This window comes from Mesorhizobium sp. M0802, from assembly GCF_040320115.1.
Taxonomy (GTDB): domain Bacteria; phylum Pseudomonadota; class Alphaproteobacteria; order Rhizobiales; family Rhizobiaceae; genus Mesorhizobium.
On record NZ_JAMYOY010000006.1, the window covers coordinates 65395 to 78455 of the forward strand.

Consider the following 13061-nt stretch of genomic DNA (forward strand, 5'->3'; position numbering starts at 1 on the left):
AGCCCGTGGGTCATGCGCGCTTTCCGTCGCGCATCAGAGACCGGGATGGGTTCAGGCATAGATCACCTTGGCCCCGATCCTATCAAGCTCGCTGCGTATTGGACCGGGCAGGCCATCGTCGGTGATCACCACATCGACGGCCGACAGCGAAAATGCCTTGGACGTCCCGCTGACGCCCCATTTGCTCGAATCGGCGAGCAAGACAACGCGCCGGGCCATGCGAACGAGGTTTCGCTTCGTTCGCGCCATGTCTTCGTTCACGTCGACCACATCCAGTGACGAGTCTATCGCATGCGCTCCAACAAAGACCTGATGCGCTACCAGGCCGCCGAGAGCCGTATCGGCATCGGTGATCAGCGTGCTCACCGTGTCGGGATAGACCCGGCCGCCGATCATATGAACGTCGAGCCCGGGACGATGCATAAGATGCTGCACGATGTTCATGGCCGTGGCCGCGACCACGACATTGCTGAGCGGCGGTAACTGCATGGCAAGCTGCATCAAGGTCGAGCCACCGTCGAAGATGACCGACTGGTTGTGCTCGAAAAGGTCGAGCGCCGCCCGGGCGATGCGCTTCTTTGCGTCGATGTTCGTTTGCATCCGCCGCGCGAACGCGGCCGTCGTCGAATCGGTGGTCCGGGTCACCGCCCCTCCACGGGTCTTGGTCAGCAGTCCCTTGCGGTCCAGTATTTCGAGGTCGGAGCGCACCGTGACCTCCGACACGCCAAACCCGTCCGACAGGTCCTTGATGCGAACCTGTCCGCTGCGTTGCACCTCGCCCAGGATCGATTGGCGTCTCTGCTCCGACAACATTGCCCTGCCCTTGCCTGCCTGCGCCGAGCAATCGCGCCGGCCTCGGCTCACCTTACCGAAAAATATGGAGATTCGAAAGCTTTCGAAAGATTGTTTTTCTTTTTTCTTTCGGAAACACTGGATCGAGCATTTTTAAATCAACCGATCAGGGAATTTTGGACTCATGAGCCTAGGAACCAAGGTGCGCCTCGCGCGCCTCTTCTCGCATCCATCGGGGAACCTTTTTGGCGGCGCGGTCGACCACTTCGTCGGCTATGGCGACGTGCGCAAAGGCGGCCTTGCCGACCTGCCGGGTGCGCTCGCACGCGTCATGGCGGGCAAACCCGACTACGTCAGCATCCAGCCTGGCACCGCGCGCCATCTGTGGCCGCAATATGCGGGCAAAGCTTCCCTGGTGATTCAGGCGGGCTGCTTCACCGCGGACGATCGCATCAGCGAGTTGATCGCAACGCCCGAGGACGCGGTGCGCGCGGGGGCCGATGCGTTGGCCGTGGCCATTCCGGTGCGCGGCGCGACGGAGGGCAAATACATACGCTGGCTGACCGATTCGGTGAATGCGGCGGCCCGCTACGGCATGCCTGTGGTGGCGCATATCTACCCTCGCGATTTCACCGACGGAGCAAAGATCGTCTTCACCCCCGACGAGATCGCCTATGCGGCGCGCATCGGCTACGAGTCCGGCGTCGACGTGATCAAGATCGGCTACACCGGGGATTTCGAGTCATTCAAAGAGACCGTCCGGACCTGCCCGGTGCCGGTTGTCATCGCGGGCGGTCCAAAGACCGATACGCTGCTCGGCGCGCTTCAGCAGACGGCGGACGCCATCCGTGCCGGCGCGCACGGCGCCGTGGTCGGCCGCAATCTCTGGGGGCACGGCGATCCGGAGAAGGCAGCGCTTGCCTTTCGCGGCGTCATCCATGACGGCCTTTCGGCGCAAGACGCCCTGGCGAAGGCGGGTGCCTGAACGATGCCCACCATCCCCTCGATCCTCGGCTTCGGCGCTATTGCGATCGACGACATCGTCTACGTCGATCAGCCATTGTCGGCGGGCAAGGGTAAGGTTCTGCAAAGTACCCGCGCCTTCGGGGGAAATGTCGCGACGGCGCTGGCCGCTGTCGCGCGGCTCGGCGGAACCGCCGGGTTCGTCGGATGGCTGGCCAGTGCCGCGGACGACGCGGTGCAGCTCGATCTCGTGGCGAGCGGTATTGAAACCGCATTCGCGCCGCGCCATCCCGACGCGCGCCCGGTGCACTCGCGGATCACCGTCGGCTCGGACGGGGAAAGGTTCATCGCGTATGACGACGATGCGATGCTGGGCACCGCTCCGGATTTTCCGGACGATATCCTCAGCCGCGCAACCGTCCTGATCGTCGATAGCTATGCGACCGGGTCGCTGGATGTCGTGGCTCGGGCTCGCGATCTCGGCCTTGCGATCCTCGGCGATATCGAATGGAGCAGCGGCCCCGCCACGGAGCGGCTGATCGCGCTCTGCGACCATCTCATTCTTCCACTTAGCTTTGCACGGACTGCCACGGGGCGCCGATCGCCTGCCGAGATGCTCGATGCCTTGTGGTTGCCATCGCGATCCGCCGTGGTTCTGACCGATGGAGGCAGGGGTGTGTACTATCGCGGCCGTGAAGAGACAGGTCTCTGGCACCTGCCCCCGCACCGGGTTGCGGTCGTCGACTCCACAGGCGCGGGTGACTGCTTTCATGGCGCCTATGCCCATGCGTTGACGCGCGGAGCCGACACCGCGGGCCGGATCGCATTCGCGGCCGCGGCGGCGGCCGTTTCGATAACGGGGCGTGGCGGGCGCGAGGCGCTTCCGACCGAGGACCAGGTCACGCAACTCCTGGCATCGGCGAACGCGCCGTCAGCAGTCGACCTGAAAAATGCGCATGTGGATGCTGGAGCATGACCTGAAACGATCCGACGAAACATTTCGCAGGCGAACACAAGCCCAGGAGAATCATAAAAATCAGGGCTTATACTTGTGGAGGGAGGAATATGGCAGAAGTCATTCTTGAGAAGATCTGCAAAACCTACGGGAACAGTTTTCGCGCAATCGACCAGTTGAACCTGTCGGTCAAGGACGGCGAGTTCTTGATCCTCGTCGGGCCTTCCGGCTGCGGCAAATCCACGGCGTTGCGAATGATCGCGGGGTTGGAAGACATCACCAGCGGCAGCCTTCGGATCGGCGGGGTCGACGTCGTCGACATGCCGCCCAAGGACCGCGACATCGCGATGGTGTTCCAGAGCTACGCGCTCTACCCGCATATGACGGTATCCGAAAACATCGCCTTTTCGATGCGGCTGGCAGGCAAGCCGAAGGCCGAGCGCAAGAAGCGCGTGGACGAGATCGCCAAAACTCTTCAGCTGACGTCTTTGCTGGACAGCAAACCCGCGAACCTGTCAGGCGGGCAGCGTCAACGGGTTGCCATGGGCCGCGCCATGGTGCGCGAGCCGGCCGCCTTTCTCATGGACGAGCCGCTTTCCAATCTGGATGCGAAACTGCGTGTGCAAATGCGCGCCGAAATCACCAGCCTGCAAAAGCAGCTCGGCGTCACGACCATTTACGTGACCCACGATCAGATCGAAGCGATGACGATGGGCGACAGAGTCGCGGTGTTGAAAGGCGGTGTGCTGCAGCAGGTCGACACACCCAAGAGGCTCTATGAATCGCCGGTTAACGCCTTCGTTGCCGGCTTCATCGGCTCTCCTTCGATGAACCTTTTCGAGGCGACCCTGAAGGGCGGCGAGCTCGCTTTTCGCGACTTCGCCGTCCGGCTGCAGGATGCAGCCTTCGTGCGCAGGCCGGCCTTGAGGTCGTATGCGGGGCGCAAGGTCGTGTTCGGGATCAGACCGGAGGATCTTTATGACAGCAGCCTTGAATCCGGTCGCAAGTATCAGACGATACCGGCCAGGGTGACCTCGATCGAGGAACTCGGCTCCGAACAGATCGTCCACATGAACATCGACGCGGTCCGGGTGGACTCCGGCGATCCGGATGCGGTGGATGATTTCGGCCTGGCGTCGAACGCGGTGGCGAGGTTCGAGCCGATCAGCGCCGTCCGCTCCGGCTCGGAAATCCGGTTGGCCGTGGATGATGCCAAGTTCCATTTCTTCGATCCCGAAACGCATCTGGCGATCTGAAGATCTGCGGAAGACCGCGGGCGGGAGCGAGGTGCCTGCGGAAGATACAAGAAGGCTTCTGAATGAACAGACGATCGTCCGCATTGTGCGGCCGATCTTGAAGAAGGAGGAGAAAATGATGTTTCGGATACGACCCGCGATGCTGAAAATAGCCGCGGCCGCATGGTTGCTTGGTGCAACCGGCGCCATGGCGGACACGACGCTGGAATTCACCCAATGGTGGGAGCCCGAATTGCCGGCGGGATCGCTCAGGGCAATCATGAACGACTTCGAGGCTGCAAACCCCGGCATCAAGGTGACGCTGGTCAGCGGTCCCTATGCGACCACGCGAGACCAGATCTCGGTCGGCGCCGCAACCGGAACGCTCAGCGACGTCGTCGGTCTCGACGGCGCCTGGGTGAACAATCTGAACGCGCAGGGTGCGCTAGCCGACATGAACCCGATGATGGATGCGAGCGGGTTCGACAAGACCCAGGTCGCGGATATCATCAAGGTGGACGGCAAGGCGGTGATGTTTCCCGTGGCTTCGTTCGTCTATCCGGTCTTCGTCAATCTGGACCTCGCCGCACAGGCAGGCGTCACCAAGCTGCCGTCGACCCGCGCGGAGTTTCTCGAAGCCGCCAAGAAGATGACCCATGCCGACAAGAACCAGTATGGCTGGGTGCTGCCGCTGTCGCTGCAAACGCCGTCCGGTGTCCAGAACGACCTGATGTCGTGGGTCTGGGCCTCGGGTCAATCGATGATGGTTGAAGGCAAGCCGGCTCTCGAGGGCAAGCCGGTCGTCGATATGCTCACCTTCGTCAAATCGCTGAACGACGCCGGCGTCATCTCGCCCGGCATTGCCACCAAGACCGAGCAGGAAAAGGTCGAGGAATTCGTCAACGATCGGGTCGGAATGATGATCGACTCGCTCGCGCATGTGAATCTCATCCGCAAACGCAATCCCAAGCTGAACTTCGACCTCATCCCGGTCCCAGTCGTGGCGGACTACAACGGCAAGCGCGGCCTTCCCTATGCCTCCTGGGGCATCGGCATCTCTGCCGCCTCGAAACATCAGGATGAAGCCTGGAAGCTCGTCCAATATCTGATGAGTGAAAAGGTGAATGCCAAGCTCGTGTCGCTTGCAAACGCCTTCCCGGGGAACGTCAACGCCAAGCCCGATTTCGTGACCTCGGACAAGGCTTTCGCCAAGGCTTTCGAAATCTTCAAGACCGGCTATCTCGCCAACGAGTTCACGGGCCTGCCGGTGGCTGAAGACCTGATGACCCAGTTCGACGTGGAGGCTCAGAAGATGCTTGCCGGCGAGCAGTCTCCGGAACAAGCCGCAACCAACGCTCAAAAGGGCTGGATGGCGAAATTCTGAGCGGCCCATTGCCCGTTTGCTATCTTCCACCGGGTGGCCCGGCCTCGGCCAGGCCACCCGTCAACAACGGATCGCAATTTGAGATGGACCTGTTTTTGAAGCGCACCTTCCTCCTGAAGGCACATCCCAGGGGTCGCACATGACCGGGCAGAAGCGCTCCCACCATCGACTGAAACGAGCGGTCGCACCCTATCTCTATCTGTCACCATCGCTCCTCATAGTCGGCCTTCTGATGCTGCTGCCGATGGTGACGGTGATTGGCTATTCGTTCCAGAACAGCGCGGTGCTGCGTCGCGACCCGTCCTTTGCCGGACTGAAACACTACCAGGCGATCTTTGCCGATCCGGTGTTCTGGGCCTCGCTGTGGCACACGCTCTACTTCACCTGCATGAGTGTCGTCTTCCATATGACCATCGGCATGCTCTTCGCACTCATGCTGAACAGCGACCGCATCAATCCGACGCTGCGCAACATTCTGCGCGTGCTGTACATACTGCCCTGGCTGTTCACCGCGGTAATTATCGCGGTGATCTGGCGCCTTCTGCTTGAGCCGAATGGTGTCGTGAACAGCGTTCTCATGCAGATGGGCATCATCGGTTCCAAGGTCGAGTGGTTTTCCTCGCCCGCGACCGCGCTGCACGCCGTCACCTTCGCCAATATCTGGGCGGGCTACCCGCTTTTCATGGTCAGCCTGCTCGCAGGCTTGCAGGGCATTCCCAAGGATTTCTACGAGGCCGCCGATATCGACGGCGCGAAGGCCTACCAGAAGTTGATCTTCATCACCATTCCGCAGCTGATGCCGATCATCATCAGCATCTCGCTGCTCGACTTCATCTGGACCATGCAGGTCTTTCCATTGATCTGGATAACGACGGGTGGCGGTCCGATCTACTCGACCGAGGTCCTCAGCACCTACACATACAAGCTGGCGTTTTCGAGCTACAACCTGTCGCAGGCCTCGGCGAGCGCCGTGGTCATCCTGCTGATCTCTCTCGGCCTGACGCTGTTCTACATCCGCTATCAAAAGGCTCGGTAGTCACATGAGGAAAATGCACACGCCGAAAGACAGGCTGATCACCGCCGCGCTCCATGTCGCGCTTGCCGCAGGGCTCTTTTTCGCGGCCTTCCCGATCTACTGGATGCTGAGCAGCTCGTTCAAGTCGAACACCGAAATCTTTGCCCTGCCACCAACCGTCCTGCCGAAGGCCTTCACGCTGGAAGCGTATGCGGCCATCCTGGGCGACCCGGTAAAGCTGCGCTTCTTCTTCAACAGCTACTTCGTGGCCGGAGCGGTGACCGTGCTGACGGTGCTGATCGCCTTGCTGGCGGCCTATGGGTTCAGCCGTTTCAATTTCCGCGGCAAGGGCAGCCTCAACACTCTCATCATCAGCACGCAGACGATCCCGCCGATCACGCTTTTGATCCCCTTTTTCGGGCTTGTCGTCTCGTATGGCATCTTCGACACCTATGTCGCGCTGATCCTGACCTATCTGGTGTTTACGCTGCCCTATGCGATCCTGCTGATGACGGGATATCTGAACACCTTGCCCCGCGACCTCGATGAAGCGGTGGCTGTCGACGGCGGCACCAGTTGGACCGCGCTGTGGCGGGTGATCGTGCCGATTTCACTGCCCGGTATCGTGGCGACGTCGGTCTACACCTTCCTGTTGTGCTGGAACGAATTTCTCTTTGCGCTGACGCTGACGAAGTCAACGTCCATGCGCACCGTCCCGATCGGCATCCAGCTGTTGATGGGACAACACGCCTTCGAATGGAACCAGATGATGGCGATGAGCGTGCTCGGCTCGCTGCCGCTCCTGGTCATCTACCTGGTTGCCCAGAGGTTCTTCCTCGCCGGCATGACCGCAGGGTCGGTCAAATAGGATGTCCCTCCAACGGAGAGTGGAATCAAGAAACGAAAGGATGACCGTGAAAGACCTGAAAGTCGGTTGCCAGACCTTTACCTGGGAAATGCTCGGCGACCGTTTTGCCGGCAGCCCGGACGATCTGCTCAAGGCGATCGCCGATGGCGGCTATGCCGGCATCGAGATCACCGACACGATGATCGGCCGCTATGCCGGCAAGCCAACGGAGTTCGCCGCCGCGCTGAAGTCATCCGGGCTGACGCTCGTCTCCTTCGCCTTCGGCTCCAAGAGCGGTTTCACGCTTAGGGATGAGATCGGCGCCGACCTGGAGACCGCCAAACGCTGGATCGACTTCGCCGCCGCCTTTCCCGGCGCGCTGGTGTCGATGGGCTCGGCCACGATCGTTTCCGACGGGCCGCGCGACGACAAGTTTGCCATCGCCGCCGAGGTCTACAACAAAGCCGGCGAGCTCGGGCGCGAGGCCGGCGTCCAGGTCGCGGTGCATCCAAGCTCGCATCACAACACGCTGCTGTTCGACCGCGCCGACTATGATCGCATCTTCGGGCTGGTCGACGCCTCGCTGGTCGGCTGGGTGCCGGACACCGGCCACATCTTGCGCGGCGGCCAGGACATGGCGGATACGCTCACCACTTATCGCGACCGCATCCGCTATGTGCATCTGAAGGATGTCGACGCGAATGGAACCTGGGCGATGCTCGGCAAGGGCGTCTGTGACACGGCGAAGGTGATCGAGATCGCTGGTGCTGCACCCAATTTCACCGGCTGGCTGGTGCTGGAGGAAGAGTCCGAAACGGCCGCCGCCGACCCTGCCGGCGCCGTCAAAACCAACCGCCAGACAATGCGCGGCTACGGAGCCTGAGACGATGACGACGAACAAGCCCCTGTCCGGCCCCGCCGCAATTGCCGCCCTGCCGCGCAACCGGCTTATCGGCGAGTTTTCGCTGTGGTCGGCCGACCTCGCCAATATGGAGCGCGATTTGAAGCGCATCGAGACCCATGCCGATGTCCATCATATCGACGTCGCCGATGCCCGCTTCACCCCTGGCTTCCTGTTCTTCCCGGACCTGGTGGCGCACATCGCCAAGCTCACCGCAAAGCCTATCCATGTCCATTTGATGGTCGAAGCCGAGATCGTCGAGGAACAGACGCGCCAGTTCATCGAGGCCGGCGCCGACCTGATCAGTGTGCACGCCGAAAACGGCGAGACCGGTCTGCGCGCCGTGAAACTGGCGCGTGAACTCGGGGCCGAGGCCGGCGTGGTGCTGCGGCTGGAAACACCGGTCGCGGCCGTCACGCCCTTCCTGCCGGAAGTGGCGTTCGTGACGCTGCTCGGCACTTCCATCGGCGTCAAGGGCCAGAGCCTGTCCGATCAAGCGTGTCCGCGCCTGATCGAGGCGCGCGCGCTGATGCGCAAAGCCGGCCGCGAGGCCGACATCGTGCTCGCCGCCGATGGCGGCATCCGCCATGAGACAGTGCCTTTGCTGCGCGCCGCAGGTGCGCAGACCGTGGTGCTGGGCTCGCTGGCCTTCGGCGATCCCGACCTTGCCCGGCGCATGGCCTGGCTGCACGGACTGGAGGTCGCCGCCTGATGAACAAGATTGCGCTCGCCTTCGATCTCGGCGGCACGGCGCTGCGCGGTGCGCTGGTCGAAAGCGATGGCAATATCGTCGCCCATGCTTCAGCGCCGACGCTTGCCGGTGCGGGATCGGAGGCGGTGATCGGCCAGATCGTCGCTCTGGCAGGCACGCTGCTTAGGGAACACCCGCAGGCAAAGGTCGCCGGCATCGGCGTCGGAGCACCGGGACCGCTCGACCCCAAGGCGGGGATCGTGATTGCGCCGCCGACGCTGGCCGGCTGGCACGACGTGCCGCTGATCGACATTCTGGGGCAGCATTTCGGCTTGCCGGTGCGGCTGGAGAATGACGCCAATGCGGCGGCGCTCGGCGAATGGCGTTTTGGCGCCGGACGTGGCAGCGGATCGCTGGTGTTCGTGACCGTATCGACCGGCATTGGCGGCGGCGTCGTCGCCGATGGCCACATCTATCACGGCAGGCGCGGACTGGCGGCCGAGATCGGCCACATGACCATCACCGGTGAAGGCGACCGCTGCTTTTGCGGCGCCATCGGCTGCTTCGAGGCCGTTGCCTCCGGAACCGCGCTCGGCCGCCGCGCCACGCGACTGACCGCGCCGGGCGACGGCTCGCTCTTACGACGGCTGTCAAATGACGGCGACGTCTCGGCCAGGCATGTCGTAGAGGCTGCCAAGGCCGGCGACGCCAACGCTCTCGACCTGATCGAGGCGGAAGCACAATGGCTGGGCATCGGCTTCACCAACCTGCTTCATCTCTATTCGCCCGATCTGATTGTCATGGGAGGCGGCCTTTCCAACGGGTTCGACCTTCTGGCACCGTCGATCAGAGCGGTCATCCAGCAGCGGGCGATGCCGGCCTATCGCGACGTGCCGATCGTGCAGGCTGAACTCGGCGACCGGGCCGGGCTGATCGGCGCCGCCAGCCTGATCCTGTGGGAAGGCGAACCGGGTGCGCCGCTGGCGATGGCGCAGGACGACAAGGACAGAGGCGCGACAGCCGATGCCACGGAGGCACGCCATGGCTGAACTCGAGCTGCGCGGCGCGCGCGAAGATGGTGAATGGTCCAGTTTGAATGCAGCGCCAAGGTCCCCGAAGAGGACCCCTACCCTTCGCGATTCCACCTGGCGTATTTTCGGATCGTTTGCCGCTTGTCTTCCGACAAGCCAACAAGGAGATTCTCCTCGAGATAGCCTTGCCGGATGAGATTGGCGAAGACCTGTATTAGCTGTGAATAGCGATAGTCGAACATCTGGTCGATCTTCCGTCGCTGCTGCAGCAGAAGTCTTCGACATCCCACATTTCGTAAGGCGTTGCCGCAACGTGGGCCCTGCTCTTGAGTTCAGCCAGCGTCTTGTCGAGCGCCACCTTCAGCGCTGCGTCATAGGCAGTGCGGGCGACTTTCTTTTCGGACGGAGACCATTTCTCACCAGCGGTCATCGACTGTCTCTATCGTGTTCGCGGCGGCCGTCATCCGGTAACCCTGGGACGCAGGACCCCGCCTTTGGGACCAATCTACTTTCCGCAATGGTGATCGTTGACCTTGTTCAGCGCATTCGCGTCCGGCCCGACCCGGTCGTAAGAGCACGGGCCGGCCGCCGTGGTGATCAGCATTTTGTCATAGTAGCGCGGGCCGCCGAACAGGGCGTAGATGAGGTCGCGATGGGCGGGGACGTAGCGTTCGGGTTCTGGCTGACGATGGCGATGCTTGTCCTTGGCGACACCCGCTGTGGACAGGCTGCAGCCGACAGCGAGAGCGAGCATGCAGGTCGCAAAGATCTTGGTGGTCATCGGCAGTACCCCTTCTGACGGTTCGGAATCGCAGCATATCCAAAAGCGCCTGCCGAACAAAGGTTCCCTCGCCGGCATTGCCGGCCGGTGCCGAAATCAGCCCGCACTGCGCGCGCGCCGCCGTTCGGCTGCAACCAGGAGGTCGACGAAAGCGCGCACCTTGGCCGGCCTGAAGCGCGCCGGCGGGAAGACGGCATGGATGCCACCGGACGGCAAGGTCCAGTCCGCGAACACCCGCACCAGCCGGCCGCGCGCAATGTCGTCGGCGACACTGTAATCCGGAAAGATGCCGAGGCCGATGCCGGCCAGCACGCAGGACAGCACGCCTGGTGTCTTGTCGCAGCTGACGACGGGGTTGAGTTCGGCCAGCACCGTTTCCGTGCCCCTCGAGAACAGCCATTGGCCGACCCCGCGCAACTGGGCGTTGCCGACCCAGGGCAGCGACTTCGCCTGCCTGGGGCTGGCTTCCCCAGGCAGCCTGGCGGCCAGTTCCGGGCTGGCGACGACGAATTGCTGCAGGCTGCCCAGCCGCCGCGCCAGATTGCTGGAATCGGCAAGCCAGCCGACGCGGATGCCAAGATCGATCTGCTCGTCGACCAGGTTGCTGACCGCATCGTCGAAGATCGTCTCGACCCGCATTTTCGGGTATTTTCTGATGTAGGCGGCGATGGTCGGCGCCACGACCTTCTCGCCATAATCGAGCGGCGCCGTCAGCCGCAGCGTCCCCGTCGGCTGCGCCGCTCGCTGCGAAATGTCGCCATAGGCTGCCTCCGCCTCGCGCAGGATGATCGCGGTCCGGTCATAGAACAGACGACCCTCTTCGGTCGCCGTCACGCGCCGGGTCGTGCGCCGCAACAGCGTGGCGCCAAGCTCTTCTTCGAGCTTGCCGACCTGATGGCTGACCACAGCCTTGGCAACATCGAGACGGTCGGCAGCGGCCGTGAACGAGCCGGTCTCCACCACGGTGGCGAAGTAGACGAGCCGATTGAGATTGAGGAGTTCGGTCACAGGCCACTCATTGTCTGATTTTATCAGACAGTTTGTATGATTGATCGCTATTTTTCGCAAGCGGTCCAGCTGTCATCTATCGGGCAACAGAATGAGGCCGCCATGACCAATGCAACCCTAACCTATCTTTTCGACCCGCTCTGCGGTTGGTGCTATGGCGCCACGCCGATGCTTGATCGACTGGCCGCCGGCGGGACCGCGCTCCAACTGCTGCCGGTGGGGCTTTTCTCCGGTGCCGGCGCGCGGCCGCTGGATACAGGTTTTGCCGCCCACGCCTGGGACAATGACCAGCGCATCGCGCGGCTGAGCGGACAGCGCTTCAGCCAGGCCTATCTCGACAATGTGCTCAATGTCAGCGGCACCTTGCTCGATTCTTCCGCTGCCACCATGGGCATCAACGCCGCCGGGCTGGACGACTGGCGCCAGGAACTTGCGGCACTGAAGGCGATCCAGCATGCGCGCTATGTCGACGGCCGCGATATTGTGACGGTTGACGGCGTCGCCGCGGTACTGACCGACGCCGGCATGAGCGACGCGGCAAAGCTCTTGAAAGCGCCGACGCAGCCGTTTCTGGCGAAGCATCACGACCTGGTCAGCCGCGGGCGGATGTTGTTCCAACGGCTGCATGCCAATGGCGTTCCCGCGCTGGCGGTGATCGGCCAAACGGCGCCGCGCCTGATCGGCGCCAACGCGCTGTTCGGCAGCTACGACAATCTCGTCGCTCACATCGAGGCGGCGTAATCCCAGAAATTCTCCCCAGATGAAATTCTCCCCAGACGAAAGGAAAATCCCCATGAAAATCGCACTTATCGGCGCGTCCGGCCAGGTCGGCTCCCGCCTGCTTAAGGAACTCTCCGATCGCGGGCACAGCATCACCGCCATTGCCCGGCATCCAGACAAGATCGCGGCACTTCCGGGCGTGACTGCCAAGAAGGGCGACGTCTTCGACAAGGATGGCCTTGCCGCCCTGATCAAGGGTCATGACGCGGTGATCTCCTCGGTTCATTTCCTCGACAGCGATCCCGATACGCTCATCGCAGCCGTGCGTGCTTCCGGCGTCAAACGCTACCTCGTCGTCGGCGGCGCCGGCAGCCTTGAGGTTGCGCCCGGCAAGCGCCTGGTCGACACGCCGACCTTCCCTGATATCTACAAGGCCGAGGCGCAGAAGGGCGCCGACTTCCTCGACACGCTGCGGACGGTCGACGATCTCGACTGGACCTTGCTGTCGCCTTCGGCGCTGTTCGTCGCCGGCGAGCGGACCGGCAAATACCGCATCGGCAAGGACACGCTGCTGACGTCCGACAAGGGCAGCAGCATTTCCTTCGAGGACTACGCCATCGTCATGGCTGACGAGATCGAAAAGCCGGCGCATATCAAGCAGCGCTTTACGGTCGGCTACTGAGCGCACTTCATTGACAGGCGGGCACTCGACGGAGCGGCCCGCGTCGGTTCCTATCG

Annotated in this window: 16 protein-coding genes; 11 read left to right on the top strand and 5 right to left on the bottom strand. The window is 62.6% G+C overall.

Translation table 11 applies throughout. The features are described 5' to 3' along the window. Window positions 1-51 precede the first annotated feature (51 nt). Entirely contained in the window at window positions 52-813 is a 762-nt protein-coding gene (locus NKI10_RS11350) for a DeoR/GlpR family DNA-binding transcription regulator (protein WP_352859942.1), read from the bottom strand. A gap of 163 nt (window positions 814-976) precedes the next feature. Here NKI10_RS11350 and NKI10_RS11355 point away from each other — a divergent pair, with 163 nt between their 5' ends. The 9 genes from NKI10_RS11355 to NKI10_RS11395 all read left to right on the top strand — a co-directional run bounded on the left by NKI10_RS11355 (window position 977) and on the right by NKI10_RS11395 (window position 9832). After that, entirely contained in the window at window positions 977-1777 is an 801-nt protein-coding gene (locus tag NKI10_RS11355) for a beta/alpha barrel domain-containing protein (protein WP_023825959.1), read from the top strand. Between the two features lie 3 nt (window positions 1778-1780). Continuing rightward, window positions 1781-2731, top strand: a complete 951-nt coding sequence (locus tag NKI10_RS11360) for a PfkB family carbohydrate kinase (RefSeq protein WP_023699783.1) — start codon at window positions 1781-1783, stop codon at window positions 2729-2731. Between the two features lie 89 nt (window positions 2732-2820). Then, window positions 2821-3966 carry an ABC transporter ATP-binding protein gene (locus NKI10_RS11365; protein ID WP_023686996.1) on the top strand — a complete coding sequence of 382 codons (1146 nt, stop codon included), beginning with the start codon at window positions 2821-2823 and terminating at the stop codon, window positions 3964-3966. A 115-nt stretch (window positions 3967-4081) separates the two neighbouring features. Beyond that, entirely contained in the window at window positions 4082-5329 is a 1248-nt protein-coding gene (locus tag NKI10_RS11370) for an ABC transporter substrate-binding protein (protein WP_023729221.1), read from the top strand. A gap of 139 nt (window positions 5330-5468) precedes the next feature. Next, entirely contained in the window at window positions 5469-6365 is an 897-nt protein-coding gene (locus NKI10_RS11375) for a carbohydrate ABC transporter permease (protein WP_023825956.1), read from the top strand. Window positions 6366-6369: 4 nt separating this feature from the next. After that, the gene (locus NKI10_RS11380) at window positions 6370-7212 is read left to right on the top strand and encodes a carbohydrate ABC transporter permease (RefSeq protein ID WP_023686993.1); all 843 of its coding nucleotides are present in this window, start codon (window positions 6370-6372) and stop codon (window positions 7210-7212) included. Between the two features lie 40 nt (window positions 7213-7252). Further along, window positions 7253-8074, top strand: coding sequence for a sugar phosphate isomerase/epimerase family protein (locus tag NKI10_RS11385; RefSeq protein WP_352859946.1), 822 nt, complete (start codon window positions 7253-7255; stop codon window positions 8072-8074). A 4-nt stretch (window positions 8075-8078) separates the two neighbouring features. Beyond that, complete coding sequence (locus NKI10_RS11390; protein WP_027050141.1) at window positions 8079-8804, top strand: ribulose-phosphate 3-epimerase; 726 nt, start codon at window positions 8079-8081, stop codon at window positions 8802-8804. Next, window positions 8804-9832, top strand: coding sequence for an ROK family protein (locus tag NKI10_RS11395; RefSeq protein ID WP_023823540.1), 1029 nt, complete (start codon window positions 8804-8806; stop codon window positions 9830-9832). Before NKI10_RS11390 ends, NKI10_RS11395 begins: the two co-directional genes overlap by 1 nt. A 77-nt stretch (window positions 9833-9909) precedes the next feature. On the opposite strand, the gene NKI10_RS11400 is transcribed toward NKI10_RS11395, so the two are convergent. The 4 genes from NKI10_RS11400 to NKI10_RS11415 form a co-directional block, all read right to left on the bottom strand. Next, entirely contained in the window at window positions 9910-10056 is a 147-nt protein-coding gene (locus tag NKI10_RS11400; protein WP_352758134.1) for a hypothetical protein, read from the bottom strand. After that, window positions 10029-10244 (bottom strand): hypothetical protein, encoded by a 216-nt coding sequence (locus tag NKI10_RS11405; protein WP_352758133.1) that lies wholly within the window; start codon window positions 10242-10244, stop codon window positions 10029-10031. Before NKI10_RS11405 ends, NKI10_RS11400 begins: the two co-directional genes overlap by 28 nt. A gap of 75 nt (window positions 10245-10319) precedes the next feature. Next, on the bottom strand, window positions 10320-10595 hold the full coding sequence (locus tag NKI10_RS11410; RefSeq protein WP_023732219.1) for a hypothetical protein: 276 nt from the start codon (window positions 10593-10595) through the stop codon (window positions 10320-10322). A gap of 96 nt (window positions 10596-10691) precedes the next feature. After that, complete coding sequence (locus NKI10_RS11415) at window positions 10692-11603, bottom strand: LysR substrate-binding domain-containing protein (protein ID WP_023699792.1); 912 nt, start codon at window positions 11601-11603, stop codon at window positions 10692-10694. A gap of 102 nt (window positions 11604-11705) precedes the next feature. Here NKI10_RS11415 and NKI10_RS11420 point away from each other — a divergent pair, with 102 nt between their 5' ends. Next, a complete protein-coding gene (locus NKI10_RS11420; protein ID WP_023740596.1) occupies window positions 11706-12344 on the top strand; it encodes a DsbA family protein in 639 nt (212 codons plus the stop codon). Between the two features lie 52 nt (window positions 12345-12396). Further along, window positions 12397-13005, top strand: a complete 609-nt coding sequence (locus tag NKI10_RS11425; RefSeq protein ID WP_023667893.1) for an NAD(P)-dependent oxidoreductase — start codon at window positions 12397-12399, stop codon at window positions 13003-13005. The last annotated feature ends 56 nt before the right edge of the window (window positions 13006-13061 follow it).